Source organism: Thalassovita aquimarina, assembly GCF_018219815.1.
In the GTDB taxonomy this organism is placed as follows: domain Bacteria; phylum Pseudomonadota; class Alphaproteobacteria; order Rhodobacterales; family Rhodobacteraceae; genus Thalassobius; species Thalassobius aquimarinus.
Genome location: NZ_JADMKU010000003.1, coordinates 291,972 through 306,267 on the forward strand (window position 1 = coordinate 291,972; position 14,296 = coordinate 306,267).

Consider the following 14,296-nt stretch of genomic DNA (forward strand, 5'->3'; position numbering starts at 1 on the left):
CAAAAATGCGGGTCTTTGCTGTGGCAAAAGGCGCGGTATAAAGGTCGAAAGCATTACAGGCGAACAGATGAAGATCCTTTTCATTCACCAGAATTTTCCCGGTCAGTACAAACACCTCGCCCCCGCCTTGGCGGCGGCCGGGCATCAATGCGTCGCGCTGACACTGCGGGTCAAGGAATCCCAGACCTGGAAGGGCGTGCGTATCCTGCCCTACGGCATCAAGCGCAAGCAGGGCGCGGGCATTCACCCTTGGGTTCTGGATTTCGACACCAAGGTGATCCGGGCCGAGGCCTGTTTCCACGCGGCGTGCAACCTGCGTGACCACGGGTTCACCCCCGATATCATCGTGGGGCACCCGGGTTGGGGCGAAACCCTGTTCCTGCGCGATGTCTGGCCCGAGGCGCGGATCGGGCTTTACTACGAACTTTACCACCTGTCCGATACCGCCCACCTGGGCTTCGACCCCGAATTCCAGCCGCGAACGGGCGAGGCCGAAAAGCTGCGAATCCGGCTGAAGAACCTCAACAACCGGGAACATTACAAGATCGGTGACCTCGGCATCAGTCCGACCGAATTTCAGGCCGGGACCTTCCCGGCGGAGTTTCGCGAAAAGATCAGCGTGATCCATGACGGGATCGACACCGATCACGTGGTGCCGAACCGGGACGCCGCGCTGGAATTGCCCGACGGGTCCATTGTGACGCGGAACGACGAGGTGGTCACTTTCGTCAATCGCAACCTGGAGCCCTATCGCGGCTACCACATCTTCATGCGCGCGTTGCCCCGGCTGTTGAAGGAAAGGCCCAATGCCCGGGTGCTGATCGTTGGCGGCGACGAGGTGAGCTATGGAGCGCGCCCGCCGCAGGGGCGGACCTGGAAGCAGATTTTCATAGACGAGGTGCGCGGCCGCATCCCGACGCCGGACTGGAACCGGGTGCATTTCCTGGGCCGCATTCCCTATGACCGGTTCATTTCGCTGCTGCAGGTCAGCCGCGTGCACGTCTACCTGACCTATCCTTTCGTGCTCAGCTGGTCACTGTTCGAAGCGATGAGCGCCGAGGCCGCGATCGTTGCCAGCGATACCGCGCCGCTGAAGGAAGCGATCCGGCATGGCGAAAACGGCCGGCTGGTGGATTTCTTCGATGGTGACAAGCTGGTCGAGGAAGTTTGCGGCTTGATGGAGGACGCGGAAATGCGGGCGGAGCTGGGGCGTGCGGCGCGCCAGCACGTGGTCCGGAACTACGATCTGGTCAGCAGCTGCTTGCCGCGGCAGATGGAATGGATCGAAAGGCTGGCAGCGATGAGGGCGGGCGTTGTCGGAGACTGAAAAAAGGCGCCGCGAAACGGCGCCTTTGTCTGTCGGGTCGATCCGAATCTGATTCAGAACCTACCGTCTTTGATCCGCAGCTGGCGCGCGCGGGCCAGAATCGCGTCTTCGATCGCGCGTTGGGTGTCAGCGCTGACCGGGCGCCCGCCACGGGTTTGCATCGCCACCACCAGCGACCGCGCCTCAAGCGCCGGATCCTTGATATAGACGGTCGCGCGATAGGCCCGGCCACCGCCCGGCGGCGTGCCATATCCCATCACGATCACGCCGGTGAAAGGATCGACCGATTGCACCGGCAGAAAGTTGAGAACTTCCAGCGACGCGTTCCAGATGTAACGGTTCACCGAAACTTGCAGGTCGCCGTCGGTGCGACGAAACAAGTCGAAGAACGAAGAGCCGGTCGTGCGCATGGACGAACGCCCTTCGAGCGGCATACCCGCTTTGTCGTAATTGCTGTTCTCTGCCGGAACTTCGGTTCCCGGGGAGCCGCCGAGGCCGATGCCCCCACCGCCGCAGGCCGCCAGTGATGCGAGTGCCAGCCCTGCAATCGTGGTTTTGATCGCGCGCGAATAAATCATGTGCGGCCTTACCCTTCTGAAAAATCCATCTTCGTCCTACCCAAGCGCCGGGGCGCGGGCAAGGGATTAGTTATTTTGCCAAGCGGGCGGCGCGGCGGGGCGAAGACAGGACTGTGGCAAAGCTGCACCATTTTCAGCACGCTTTGCGGATAGGCCGGCCACATTGCTTGCAAAAGCCCCCCCAAAAGAGTGAGAGAGTTGCCATACCCAAATCGGATTACCCGTTTTGGGGCGCTTGATTGAAAAACCGAGGGAACAACGATGAAAAACTTCATTCTCGCAACGACCGCTCTGGTTGCTACCGCAGGCGTGGCTGCTGCAGACGTGTCGATCAGCGGCTATGGCCGTTTTGGCGTTAGCTACAGCGACAACGCTGATGACTGGACCACCGCAAGCCGTCTGCGCCTGCAGTTCGACATGTCGACCGAAACCGACGGCGGCATCACCTTTGGTGCGCGCCAGCGTTTCCAGACCGAAGAAAACGCAGCCAACGCCGGCGGCAACGGTGCACGCTTCTACATGACCACCGGTGGCTTCACCCTGGCCATGGGCAACATCCTGGGCGTCGTCGAAGCCGCTCCGAACCTGTACATGCCGACCAAATCGGCAGGCGTTGGCCTTGAAGGTAACGGCTTCCACTCGCTGGCAACCAACACCTCGTCGAACGCGGCGCTTGGCGATCCCAATGCCTACTTTGGTTGGACCGCGTACAGCTCCGCAGGTGCCGGCGCAACCGACGGCGTTGAAGTCCTGTACAGCATGGGCGGCCTGGGCCTGCACGCGCACAGCACCGACACCAGCTATGGTATCGGCGCGAACTACGAGTTCTCGGGCTACACCGTGGCGGCAGCCTACGAAGAGTTCGACAACGACGACACCGTTCTGTTCGCAAGCGTTGGCGGTAAGCTCGGCGCGGCAAACGTTGCTCTGGCCTACGGCGAAACCGAATTCGATGGCGTTTCGGCTTCGAAGTGGTCGCTGAAAGGCGCCTACGACGTGAGCACCGCTCTGAACGTCTACGGCTTTGTTGCTTCGGAAGACAACGGCGCCAACGAATCCTACGGTCTGGGCGCAAGCTACGACCTCGGCGGTGGCGTTTCGCTGGAAGGCGGCATCACTCAGACCGACGACAACTCCGACGACACCGTCGTTTCGATGGGTGCATTCTTCTCGTTCTAATTCAGAACGGAAATTGCAGGGAAAGGGCAGGTCGTTTGACCTGCCCTTTTCTTTTTGATCCGCAGGTTATTTTCTTGCTGCGAACAGACAGGAGGCATGAAAATGGGTCTTGAAGAGATTTGCGCCCGCATTGCCAAGGCCGAAAAGAATGCAGGCCGCGAAGCCGGCAGCGTCAAGCTGATCGCCGTGTCCAAGGTGCAGCCCAACGAACGGGTCGAGGCGGTGCTGGAAGAGGGCCATCGGCTGTTTGGCGAAAACAAGGTGCAGGAAGCGGCTGGGAAATGGCCGGATTTCCGCGAACGGTTCGAGGGGGTCGAGGTGCACCTGATCGGCCCGCTGCAGACCAACAAGGCGCGCCAGGCAATGGAACTGTTCGAGGTGATCCATTCGCTGGACCGCCCGAAACTGGCCAAGACGCTGGCGCGGCTGGCGGATGAACTGGGCCATTGCCCGGATCTGTTCATCCAGGTGAATACCGGCGAAGAGGACCAGAAGGCCGGGGTGATGCCGGGCGAGGCGGATGCCTTCATCGCCGAATGCCGCGACCTGGGCTTGCCGGTGATCGGGCTGATGTGCATCCCGCCGGTGGACGAGGAACCGTCGCTGCATTTCGCCTTGCTGGCCAAGATCGCCGAACGCAACGGGCTCAAGGGACTGTCGATGGGGATGAGCGGCGACTTCGAAAAGGCGATCGCCCAGGGCGCGACCCATGTGCGGGTCGGATCGGCCATTTTCGGAGAACGCGATTACGGCTAGGCGTCAGTTTTCCGGGCCGGGCTACAGGCCGGAAAACATGTCATTTTCCGGCCTTGTAGCTTTCGCCCAGCCTGGGCGAGGGGTGGTCCAGTTTCAGCTCGGCATCCGAGAACCGGAAGGGTGAGCGGATACCGGGCACCCCGTCAAGTTCCACCTGCATCCCGCGCGCCTGCACATGCGGATCGGCGAACACATCGGCCATGTCGTTGATCGGCCCCGCCGGAATGCCGCGTTCCTCGCAGCCTGCCAGAAGCTCGGCCTTGCTGCGCTTGCGGGTTTCGCCCATCAGCAGTTCGATCATGCGCGGGCGGTTGGCCACCCGGTCGGCGTTTTTCAGGAATTCCGGGGCCTCGGCCATCCAGTCGAGCCCCAAGAGCGCACAAAGCCGCTGATACTGGGCATCGTTGCCGGTGGCGATGATGATGTAGCCGTCGGCGCAGTCGAACACCTGATAGGGCGTCAGGTTCGGGTGGTAATTGCCGGTCCGGCCCGGCGGGGTGCCGGTGGACAGGTAATTCATCCCCTGGTTGGCGGTGACCGAAACGGCCACGTCCAGCAGGGCCATATCGATATGCTGTCCCTTGCCGGTGCGTTCGCGCTGGTAAAGCGTGGCCAGGATGCCCGCCACCGAATAAACCCCGGTGAAGATGTCCGTCACCGCGACGCCGACGCGCTGCGGCTGACCTTCGGGATCGCCGGTGATCGACATCAGGCCCGACATGCCCTGAATGATATAGTCGTAGCCGGCGCGGTGGGCGTAAGGCCCGTCCTGGCCGAACCCGGTGATCGAACAGTAGATCAGCCGCGGGTTCACTTCTTTCAGGCTGTCATAGTCGAGCCCGTATTTCTTCAGCCCGCCGCATTTGAAATTCTCGATCAGGATATCGGCGTCCTTGACCAGCTCGCGCACCTGCTGCTGGCCTTCGGGCGTGCGGAAATCGACGGTGATCGAATGTTTGCCGCGATTGCAGGAATGGAAATAGGCGGCGGTCTTGTCATCGCCCCGTTCGATGAAGGGCGGGCCCCATTGGCGGGTATCGTCGCCGGCAGGGCTTTCCACCTTGATCACCTCGGCGCCAAGGTCCGACAAGGTTTGACCGGCCCAGGGGCCGGCCAGGATACGTGCGAGCTCAACGACTTTGAGCCCCTCAAGCGGTGAGGTCATTACATTCCCAGTTCTTGGTCCAGAATCTTCTTCAGATCTTCATAGGACATGTTGGAGTATTTTTCGCCGTTGATGAACAGGCTCGGCGTTCCGGTGATCCCGTCCGCCTCTGCGTTTTCCTGTGCCCAGGTGTAAAGCGCCTGGGCATTCACGTTGTCCTTCAGGCAGGCGTCGAGCTGTTCCTTCGTCAGTCCGGCCACCAGGCCGATCTTGCGCAGGTTCTTTTCGATGTCGCTCAGGTTGCCTTCACCGATCCAGCCGCGCTGATCGGCATAGATCAGGTCGGCGATCCCGAAGAACCGGTTCGGATCGCAACGCGCTACCATCGCTGCCCAAAGCCCGGGCCGGTCGAAGTAAACATCGCGGTAGATGAAGCGCACCTTGCCGGTGTCGACGTATTCTTCCTTAACCCGTTTCAGCGGCCCGTTGTGGAAATTGGCGCAATGCGGGCAAGTGAAAGACGCGTATTCCATCAGTGTCACGGGCGCGTCTTCGGCACCCATCGTCATTTCGACGATGCCCGATGTATCCACCTTGCCGCCTTCCGCGAAGGCAGCCCCGATACCGGGCAGACCCGACTGTCGCGGCAGTAGCGAAAAGGCCCCGGTGGAAATCGCTGCGGCTCCGATGAGCCCCAAGGCATATCTGCGGTTCATGTCGAACACCTTTCTTATCGTTTTGTCTTGGATAGAACGTTCTGTGCCAAGGCTTCAAGAGCGGCACGCAATGACTGGTCTTCGGCACCCCGGGCGATTTCGGCCGCTTCGCGCCGGATTTCGGGGTCGGGCCGGGCCGGCTCCGGGGCCGACTTGCTGGCATAGCTGAAATCGGCCTGGCCCTCGGCAAAGCCTGTCGGCGCGGTCTGGGTGACGCGGATGCGGGAAATGGCGCTATAGCCATAGACGCTGTTGACCTTGTCGCGCAGCTGCTCCTTCTGCATCTCGACCATCGGGGCCTGGGCGCCGGTGGTCAGGATGGTCAGCGTCGCGCCGAAGCCCTGGCGACCGTACTTGACCTCGACCGGGCGGGCGATGGCGGCAAGGTCTTCGCCGACGATTTCGGGCCAATGGGTCAGCAGACGGGTAACGGCGAAACCACGCGATTCCCCGGCCTTGCGAATCTGCTTTTGCAGAAGCGAAGCGGTGCGCGAAAATCCCTTCGTGGTGCTGCGTCTTGGGGTCATGCCTTGCATCCTAGTTTCGCAGGCTATTCTAGTAGGGCACGGGCAGGACGCCAGCGAATTGGACAGTATGGGGAATAAAGTTTGCGTGACGCGGAGATGAACCGGCCCAGAGCCGAAGATTTGTTGGCCTGGTACGATGCCAATGCGCGGGATATGCCATGGCGCGTCGGCCCGTCGGCACGGCGCGATGGCGTGCGGCCCGATCCCTACCGCGTCTGGCTGTCCGAAGTGATGTTGCAGCAGACCACCGTGGCGGCGGTGACCGATTATTTCCACCGTTTCACCACCCGTTGGCCCACGGTCGCGGACCTGGCGGCGGCGGAAGATGCTGACGTGATGGGGGAATGGGCGGGGCTGGGCTACTACGCCCGCGCCCGCAACCTGCTGAAATGCGCCCGGGCCGTGGTCGGCGATCATGGCGGCGTCTTTCCGACGACGCGCGAAGGGCTGCTTGGCCTGCCGGGCATCGGCCCCTACACGGCGGCGGCGATTTCCGCGATCGCCTATGACCTGCCCGAAACCGTGGTGGACGGCAATGTCGAACGGGTGATGGCGCGGCTGCATGACCTGCATGTGCCGCTGCCCACTTCGAAGCCCAAGCTGACGGAGATGGCCGCCCGCCTGACCCCGGACGCCCGTCCCGGCGATTACGCCCAGGCGGTGATGGATCTGGGCGCCACGATCTGCACTCCGAAATCTCCCGCCTGCGGCATCTGCCCGTGGCGCGACCCCTGCGTGGCGCGGACCAAAGGTACCGCGCCGGAACTGCCGAAGAAGCTGCCGAAGAAACCGAAACCGGTCCGTCTGGGCATCGCTTATGTCGGGCGGCGTGCCGATGGCGCCTTCCTGCTACAGCGTCGCCCCGACAAGGGGCTGCTGGGGGGCATGCTGGGCTGGCCCGGGTCGGACTGGGCCGAAACCCCGCCGCAGGACGCCCCGCCGGTTGCGGCCCATTGGCGCGATGCGGGGGCGGAGGCGCGCCACACCTTCACCCATTTCCATTTGCGGCTGGCGGTCCGGGTGGCCGACCTGCCGATGGATGCGCAGCCCGATGAGGGGGACTTCCTGGGCCCGGGGCAGTTTCGTCCGTCGGATTTGCCCACGGTGATGCGAAAGGCGTTTGACCTGGCCTGTGCTTCGTTCGAAGATCGCCCCTGACGCGCGAAACCTGCCTGCGACCGGGAATGGAGTGTCCGGATGATCCCCGCCGAAAATCTGCGCCGATTCCGCAACGCTGCGCCGTTCTGGCTGTCGCTGAGCCTGATCCCGGTGGCGGTGTTCAGCGCCGGGATGGGCGGGTACTGGGCGTTGCTGCTGCCGCTTTGGGCGTGGTGGTTGTTCACGCTGCTGGACGCAATCCTGGGGCTGAACCTGGAAAACGCCGATCCGCAAACGCCCGACGCCGATCTGTTTTGGTACCGGCTGATCACGATGATCTGGTTCCTGGTCCAGTTCGCGGTGATCTACGGGATGATTTATTATGTCACCCGCGCGTCCCATCTGGGGTGGACCGAAAAGCTGGTGCTGTTTTTCGGGGTCGGGGTGATTTCCGGCACGGTCGGCATCGTCTACAGCCACGAGTTGATGCATCAGAAAAACAGGCTGGAACGGTGGCTGGGGGACCTGCTTCTGGCCACCGTTCTTTATTCGCATTTCCGCTCCGAACACCTGCTGGTGCATCACCGCCATGTCGGCACGCCGCGCGACGCGGTGACGGCGCGCTATAACGAAGCGTTCCACCGGTTCTTTACCCGGGTGCTGCGGGAGTGCCCGAAATCGGCGTGGGAGGCGGAGAAGGCGATGCTGGGGCGGCGCAAGCTGCCGGTTTTGCACCGCTCGAACCCGTTCTGGCGCTACGGCGCGCTGCAAATGGCTGCGGTCGCGCTGGCCTTGGCCATCGGCGGCTGGGAAGGGGTTGTGCTGTTCGTGGTGCAGGCCTTCAGCGCGGTATGGCAGCTGGAGCTGACCAATTACGTCGAACATTACGGCCTGACGCGCAAACATCTGGGCGATGGCAAGTATGAGCATGTCAAGCCGCATCACAGCTGGAACGCGGCGCATAAGGCGACCAACTGGCTGATGATCAACCTGCAGCGCCATTCGGACCACCATTACAAGCCCGACCGGCGGTTTCCGCTGTTGCAGAATTACCAGGAAACTGAAGCGCCGCAATTGCCGCATGGGTATCCGCTGATGGCGTTCATCGCGATGATCCCGCCGCTATGGCGGCGCCGGATGAATCCGAAGGTGCGCGCTTGGCGGCGGCAATACTACCCCGAGATCGAGGATTGGGGGGCCTACAAAGCCGGCACGCTGCCACTGCCGCGGCTCTGACCGGGCGCTGGCAAATTGGCTGCGCTGTCGTGCAGTCATGATGTGCCACGTATTTACCTGCGGCAAATACGTTCCGGATTTTCGCCTCCGGCGGGGGTATTTCAGCCAAGGAAAAGGCTTCTTCTTTTCAGAAATATCCCGGGGGAGTCGTGGCTTGCCACGACGGGGGCGGCGCCCCCTCACGCTGACAAAAATGCCCCGCCGGATGGGCGGGGCAAGTGAGTGCCGTGCGTCAGGTCACAGGCACCAGCGGTAACTTGTGATCTTGGGATGGATCAGTGGCCCATTTCCGAGCGGATCTGCTGGCGCAGCAGGTCGATGGGCACTTCCTTGTCGTCGCGCTTGATGCTCCAGTAGGTCCAGCCATTGCAGCTGGGCGCGCCTTCCAGAGCGGCGCCGACCTGGTGGATCGAACCCCGGGTGTCACCGGCGATCAGGGTGCCGTCGGCGCGCACCTTGGCGGTCTTGCCGCGCGGATTGACCAGGGTTTCGCCCGGGCGCAGCATGCCGCGTTCGACCAGCTGTCCGAAGGGGATGCGCGGCTGGGCGCGTTTGCTTGTCGAAACCTGCAGCGCTTCGCGGTCGTATTTGCGCGTCGCGGCCAGGCGTTTCTCGGCAACCTTGCGGTAAGCTTCTTCGCGTTCGATGCCGATATAGTCGCGGCCCAGCATCTTGGCCACGGCGCCGGTGGTGCCGGTGCCGAAGAACGGGTCCAGGATGACGTCGCCGGGATTGGTGGTGCCCAGGATCACCCGGTGCAGCAGCGATTCGGGTTTCTGCGTCGGATGCGCCTTTTCGCCGTCCTCATTCTTCAGCCGTTCGCCGCCATTGCAGATCGGCAGCACCCAGTCGGACCGCATCTGGATGCCTTCGTTCAGCGCCTTCAGCGCTTCGTAGTTGAAGGTGTACTTGGCGCCTTCGGATTTGGAGGCCCAGATCAGCGTTTCATGGGCGTTGGTGAAGCGCTTGCCGCGGAAATTCGGCATAGGATTGGATTTGCGCCAGACCACGTCGTTGAGGATCCAGAAACCCTGATTTTGAAGCTCGGCGCCCATGCGGAACACGTTGTGATAGGACCCGATCATCCACAGCGCGCCGTTCGGCTTCAGCAGCCGGCGGGCCGCGGCAAGCCAGTCGCGGGTGAACCGGTCATAGGCGGCGAAGGACGAAAACTGATCCCAGTGATCGTCGACCGCGTCCACCTTGGAATTGTCCGGGCGGTGCAAATCGCCCTTCAGCTGCAGGTTATAGGGGGGATCCGCGAAAATCAGATCGATCGAGTTCTCGGGAAGACTGTTCATCATTTCGATGCAGTCGCCAGCAAGAATCGTGTTTAGAGGGAGCGCTGCCGCGCCCTTTTTCTTGTTCATTGTTGTCATTCTCTGCCTCAATACCCGGCGCATTTTTGCGCTCTGTGGTTGGGGACAAAGATGAGTTAAACCGGATTCGGGGTCAATTTCTTTTTTGAATCAGGCACTTACATTTTACTCTTGATACAAGATATTGTGCACCGGCTTGAAGGAACGTCTATGATGTGGGGTCACGCCCAGATTTCGGAGCGCGTCGCGATGCGCTTGGGTCGGATAGCCGGCATTTGATTCCCATCCATATCCGGGAAACTGTTGCGCCAAATCCCACATCACCTGGTCGCGCCTTATTTTTGCCGCAATTGAGGCCGCCGCGATCGACAGCGAAAGCGCGTCGCCCTTGATCACGGAGCGGGCCGGCAGACCCAGCCCCTTCGGAATCAGGTTGCCGTCGATCAGGGCGAGATCGGGCGGGTTCTTCAGCCCTTCCAGCGCGCGGATCATGGCGATGTGGCTGGCGCGCAGGATGTTGTGTTCATCGATTTCCGCCACGCTGGCATGGGCGACGGACACGTCGGCGTGATCCAGAAGCTGTTCCAGCAGGGCCTGCCGTTTCTTCGCGGTCAGTTTCTTTGAATCGTTCAGCCCGTCGGGAATGTGGTCGGGGTCCAGCACCACGGCGGCGGCGGTCACCGGGCCGGCCAACGGCCCGCGCCCGACCTCGTCAACGCCGGCAACGCGCAGGTATCCCTGCGCGTGTGCCGATTGTTCGATCGTGTAATCCGGTTTGCTCATCCTGTCTGAGAAAGCCTGCTGCGTCGGATTTTGCAAGCCGGATCATTTGCGGCCGATTTCATAGCCATGCCTTTTTAGGCACCTGATCGAATAGCCGCGTCGGCCGTGACCGGATTTGTTGCCGGTGGTGATCCGGCATTGTTTCGGCAAATCGCGCGCATGGGCATAATTCTGGCGCAGGCAGCGCCGGTCGAGGAAGCGCATGCGGCCCTGCTGGGTCCAGATCGACGACCGACAGTAACCGGGCAGGACGCGTTTGCGCGAATCCCGGTGCCAGCGGTCGCGATCGTGGCGGCCGTCGTGGCGATGATCGTAGTCGTGGCGGCGGTCATAATAGCGATCACGGTCATTCGAAGTGCTGGCCCGCGCCGGTTTGTCGCTGAGCGCCTTTCCGATGATGAATAGCGTGGTGGCGCCGGCCAGGAGTTTGACCAGGTCGTCTTCACCGGCCTGCGCCGGTACGGCGGAAATCGAGGTCACGGCGAGAGAGGCGGCAAGGACGGTTGCGATGAATTTGCGGGACATGGGGCATTTCCTTTTGCTTTTTCATGTAGCATTCGCATCGGCCGGAAAAGGCCGCGAAACTTGTGCCGCCACGATCGGCCCGCCGCCATAAGACAGGCAATAACGCCTGCCTGTTATTGGATAACAGCGGGCGCAAACCCCTTTGGTTATTGAATAACGCCGCGGTAAAGCGCATGTTGGGCGGCATGAAACAGATCGTCTTTACATCCCTGGTCACATTGGGCTTGGCCCTCGTCGCACCAGCCCATGCACGGGCCGAATGCTATGCCGATTACAAGGCCAAGCAGGATGCACCGCTGCGCCTGCATTACGGCGTGGCGCAGATCCCCGGCGATTGCAGCAAGGCCGCGGCCAAGGCCGCACTGAAACCCCGGTTGGCCGCCGAGGGCTGGATACTGCTGAATGTCCTGTCGGTCTTCGGGGCCGATGGTTTGGAGGAAAGGAAGGCCAGTGCCGGAAAATATTTCCTCCGCTACTGAGATACGCCGATCCGGAACCCGGCTCGTTGTCGCGGGCATCGCCGCCATCGTGGGCATTTTGCTGACGGCGGCGCTTGTGTTGTTCTTCACCCTGCCGGACGCCAATGCGTTCAACGCGCGGGTGGAGCGGATTTTCATCGAAAATGACGACCTGACCACGGCGGCCGAAATCAAGCTGCTGGAAATCCTGGCGCAATCGGGCACCGCCTTTGCAGACACGCTGACCAGTTACCGCATGGTGATCTTCGTTCTGTTGATCTTTGCCACCGCGATGCTGATCGCGGCCTTGGTGTTTCTGGTCATGCTGGTGGGGATGAACCGCCGCATGGCGCAGATCGAACAGGCGGGGATTCAAGTATCGTCCTTGCTGATCAGCCGCGACGAAAACACGGTTTACCTCAACAACATGGGTTTCAAACTGACCGCTGCGGCGATGGAAACCCTGTCGGTGCTGGCCGAAGCGCGGATGGACGAAGACGTGCTGTCCGGCGCCGAGATCGAAGCGATGGTGTCAGGCCGCGACATGACAGACTGCGAAGAGGCCGCCGGCGCCACCCGTATCAAGCGGTTGCGCGACACGCTGGGCAACCAGATGGTCAGCGAATTGCTGGTCAAGAATATCGCGCGCAAGGGTTACATGCTGGCCGTCGACAAGGACGTCATAAGGATGATCTGACCCGCATCCCGCCTGAGGCGTTTGCGTAATGCCCTCGCCGCGCCTGTGAACGCCGCTGCGCGAAACAGGTGGATCAGCCCCGCCGCAGCGTATCGCCGAAGCTGATCGTCGGGGTCAGTTCGACCTGGTCGTCGACCTCCGCTTCCGGGTTTTCGGTGCGCGCCACGATTATTTCGGCGGCGCGGCGGCCGATTGCCGCCCGGCAGGCATCCATCGTCGCCAATTTCAGCGGTAGTCCCTGCAGCAGTTCGACCCCGTTGAAACCGGCCAGCCCGATCTGACCCGGAATGTCATAGCCCTTTTCGATCAGGTAAAGCAGTCCGCCGGCGCCGATCATGTCGTTGGAATAATACAGGAAATCCAGATCCGGGGTGCGTTTCAGCATGGCCTCGGTCATTTCGCGCCCCTTGGCCAGCGCCGATCCGCCGGAATAAAATTCGTGATCCGCCACTTCGATCCCGCCCTTGGCCAGGGCCTGGGTCATGCCTTCGAACCGTTTGCGGGCGCGGTGATCGAGCGGCATTTTAGTGCCCATGAAACCGATGCGCTTGTACCCCGCCTTCAGGATCGCCTCGCCGATTTCCTTGCCCGCGCGGCGATGCGAAATGCCCACCACGGCGTCGACCGGATCGCCGTCGACATCCATGATCTCAACCACCGGGATTCCGGCGGCGCGCAGCATCGCGCGCGAGGCGTCGGAATGTTCCAGCCCGGCGATGATCACCCCCGACGGCCGCCAGGACAGCATTTCGTACAGAACCTTTTCTTCCTTTTCGGGAAGGTAGTCGGTGATGCCCACGACGGGTTGCAGATCGGTGTTTTCCAGAACCTTGCTGATGCCGGTCATCACCTCGGGGAACACCATGTTGGACATCGACGGAATGATGACGGCGACAAGGTTCACCCGCTGGCTGGCCAGGGCGCCGGCGATCTTGTTGGGAACATATCCCAGCTGCTTTGCCGCCCGCAGCACCTTTTCGCGCGTTGCTTCGGACACATCGCTGCGGTTGCGTAGCACGCGGCTGACGGTCATTTCCGAAACGCCCGACGCTTCGGAAACATCGCGCAGGGTCAGGGGGCGGGGGGCATTGCGGCTCAAATCCGGTGTCCTGAAATGGAAAAGAATACCTAACAGTTAGCGCGAAGCACGGGACTTGTTCAAGTCACACGACCGGGCTAAGACGGTTCCGCGCGGCCCCGTGGCTCAACTGGATAGAGCAGCCCCCTCCTAAGGGGCAGGTTACAGGTTCGAATCCTGTCGGGGTCGCCAGTCAGCCGAGGTATTGCCAATGAGGCATAAGAGCGCAGGTTTAACGGGTTTATGCACCCCCACTGTCAAGAGGATTCTGCCTCGCGCCCGCAAGAATATTGCGCGGGATCGATATTGCAAGATGAGACGCGGCCGATCGTCGTCCTTAGCGTAGGAGATATCCAGTCAGTTACGACCATCTTCCGTGTCGTCGTAAATATTTACGAACTGGTAGAGACGGCCCATACCGGCCTTTCCTCTGTCTTGCGGCGAATGACCGCTCCCAGCCCGAAGCGGTCAACTCACGTGGCGCGCACACCGACACAAGCGGACATGGAATGGGCCGGGGTTGCGTGACGGAGGTGCGGACCAAACGGCAATTTGGGAACCTCTGAAACTGATAGATTTGTTGCCGGACCCATTGGCGCTGGTCGTCCGCAGCTATTCCATCCGGAACACACCTCACTAGAAGACTATATCCGCATACGCGGTACGTCATTCGGTTCCAGACGCAGCTCGATCAAGAGTGGTTTGTCACGGGTTTCAATGGCCCTGATCGCGTTTTCGAGGCCCTCAGCGGAATTCACCAGAACACCCTGACCGCCTAATGCGGTCCCGATCTGCGCGAAGGAGGGCCAGTCGAACATCGAAAGGCCCGGGTCCATTGTAAGCGCCTCGGCGATCCCCTCCTGCCGCTCTGAGGCTATCTGTGCGAGTCCTGTTGTCGAGATGAGGCATAGGAC

The 14,296-nt window shown here is 61.6% G+C and carries 15 protein-coding genes, 1 tRNA gene and 1 pseudogene; 8 read left to right on the forward strand and 9 right to left on the reverse strand.

Features of this window, described 5'->3' with window-relative positions:
- Positions 1-67: 67 nt before the first annotated feature.
- Positions 68-1,327 (forward strand): glycosyltransferase, encoded by a 1,260-nt coding sequence (locus tag IT775_RS05515; RefSeq protein WP_212700086.1) that lies wholly within the window; start codon positions 68-70, stop codon positions 1,325-1,327.
- Positions 1,328-1,380: 53 nt separating this feature from the next.
- Here the strand turns inward: IT775_RS05515 and IT775_RS05520 are convergent, their stop codons facing one another.
- Positions 1,381-1,905 carry a DUF3576 domain-containing protein gene (locus IT775_RS05520; protein ID WP_212700087.1) on the reverse strand — a complete coding sequence of 175 codons (525 nt, stop codon included), beginning with the start codon at positions 1,903-1,905 and terminating at the stop codon, positions 1,381-1,383.
- A gap of 261 nt (positions 1,906-2,166) precedes the next feature.
- Here IT775_RS05520 and IT775_RS05525 point away from each other — a divergent pair, with 261 nt between their 5' ends.
- Positions 2,167-3,084, forward strand: coding sequence for a porin (locus IT775_RS05525; protein WP_212700088.1), 918 nt, complete (start codon positions 2,167-2,169; stop codon positions 3,082-3,084).
- Between the two features lie 102 nt (positions 3,085-3,186).
- Positions 3,187-3,840 carry a YggS family pyridoxal phosphate-dependent enzyme gene (locus tag IT775_RS05530; RefSeq protein WP_212700111.1) on the forward strand — a complete coding sequence of 218 codons (654 nt, stop codon included), beginning with the start codon at positions 3,187-3,189 and terminating at the stop codon, positions 3,838-3,840.
- A 40-nt stretch (positions 3,841-3,880) separates the two neighbouring features.
- Here the strand turns inward: IT775_RS05530 and IT775_RS05535 are convergent, their stop codons facing one another.
- From IT775_RS05535 to IT775_RS05545, 3 genes are read right to left on the reverse strand one after another with little or no spacing between them, the layout of a single operon-like run.
- Positions 3,881-5,005: a CaiB/BaiF CoA transferase family protein gene (locus IT775_RS05535; RefSeq protein WP_212700089.1), complete on the reverse strand. Its 1,125-nt coding sequence runs from the start codon at positions 5,003-5,005 to the stop codon at positions 3,881-3,883.
- Positions 5,005-5,661 (reverse strand): DsbA family protein, encoded by a 657-nt coding sequence (locus tag IT775_RS05540; RefSeq protein ID WP_212700090.1) that lies wholly within the window; start codon positions 5,659-5,661, stop codon positions 5,005-5,007. Before IT775_RS05540 ends, IT775_RS05535 begins: the two co-directional genes overlap by 1 nt.
- Positions 5,662-5,675: 14 nt before the next feature.
- On the reverse strand, positions 5,676-6,188 hold the full coding sequence (locus IT775_RS05545) for a DUF721 domain-containing protein (protein ID WP_212700091.1): 513 nt from the start codon (positions 6,186-6,188) through the stop codon (positions 5,676-5,678).
- A gap of 96 nt (positions 6,189-6,284) precedes the next feature.
- Here IT775_RS05545 and mutY point away from each other — a divergent pair, with 96 nt between their 5' ends.
- Together mutY and IT775_RS05555 are read left to right on the forward strand one after the other, a co-directional pair.
- The gene (gene mutY / locus IT775_RS05550) at positions 6,285-7,346 is read left to right on the forward strand and encodes an A/G-specific adenine glycosylase (protein ID WP_212700092.1); all 1,062 of its coding nucleotides are present in this window, start codon (positions 6,285-6,287) and stop codon (positions 7,344-7,346) included.
- Positions 7,347-7,385: 39 nt separating this feature from the next.
- Positions 7,386-8,522: an alkane 1-monooxygenase gene (locus IT775_RS05555; RefSeq protein WP_212700093.1), complete on the forward strand. Its 1,137-nt coding sequence runs from the start codon at positions 7,386-7,388 to the stop codon at positions 8,520-8,522.
- 275 nt (positions 8,523-8,797) lie between these two features.
- Here IT775_RS05555 and IT775_RS05560 read toward each other — a convergent pair whose 3' ends face one another.
- The 3 genes from IT775_RS05560 to IT775_RS05570 form a co-directional block, all read right to left on the reverse strand.
- Positions 8,798-9,892: a site-specific DNA-methyltransferase gene (locus IT775_RS05560; RefSeq protein ID WP_212700094.1), complete on the reverse strand. Its 1,095-nt coding sequence runs from the start codon at positions 9,890-9,892 to the stop codon at positions 8,798-8,800.
- Positions 9,893-10,006: 114 nt separating this feature from the next.
- A complete protein-coding gene (locus IT775_RS05565; protein WP_212700095.1) occupies positions 10,007-10,624 on the reverse strand; it encodes a ribonuclease HII in 618 nt (205 codons plus the stop codon).
- Positions 10,625-10,666: 42 nt separating this feature from the next.
- On the reverse strand, positions 10,667-11,149 hold the full coding sequence (locus IT775_RS05570) for a hypothetical protein (protein WP_212700096.1): 483 nt from the start codon (positions 11,147-11,149) through the stop codon (positions 10,667-10,669).
- 185 nt (positions 11,150-11,334) lie between these two features.
- On the opposite strand from IT775_RS05570, the gene IT775_RS05575 reads away from it, so the two are divergent.
- Together IT775_RS05575 and IT775_RS05580 are read left to right on the forward strand one after the other, a co-directional pair.
- Positions 11,335-11,628, forward strand: coding sequence for a hypothetical protein (locus tag IT775_RS05575; protein ID WP_212700097.1), 294 nt, complete (start codon positions 11,335-11,337; stop codon positions 11,626-11,628).
- Positions 11,576-12,304 carry a winged helix-turn-helix domain-containing protein gene (locus IT775_RS05580; RefSeq protein WP_218958549.1) on the forward strand — a complete coding sequence of 243 codons (729 nt, stop codon included), beginning with the start codon at positions 11,576-11,578 and terminating at the stop codon, positions 12,302-12,304. Before IT775_RS05575 ends, IT775_RS05580 begins: the two co-directional genes overlap by 53 nt.
- A 73-nt stretch (positions 12,305-12,377) precedes the next feature.
- Here the strand turns inward: IT775_RS05580 and IT775_RS05585 are convergent, their stop codons facing one another.
- Positions 12,378-13,403: a LacI family DNA-binding transcriptional regulator gene (locus tag IT775_RS05585; protein ID WP_212700099.1), complete on the reverse strand. Its 1,026-nt coding sequence runs from the start codon at positions 13,401-13,403 to the stop codon at positions 12,378-12,380.
- A gap of 94 nt (positions 13,404-13,497) precedes the next feature.
- Between IT775_RS05585 and IT775_RS05590 the strand changes: the two genes are divergently transcribed.
- Positions 13,498-13,574, forward strand: a tRNA-Arg gene (locus tag IT775_RS05590).
- Positions 13,575-14,026: 452 nt separating this feature from the next.
- Here the strand turns inward: IT775_RS05590 and IT775_RS05595 are convergent.
- Positions 14,027-14,296: pseudogene (locus IT775_RS05595) on the reverse strand (hypothetical protein); the annotation flags it as partial.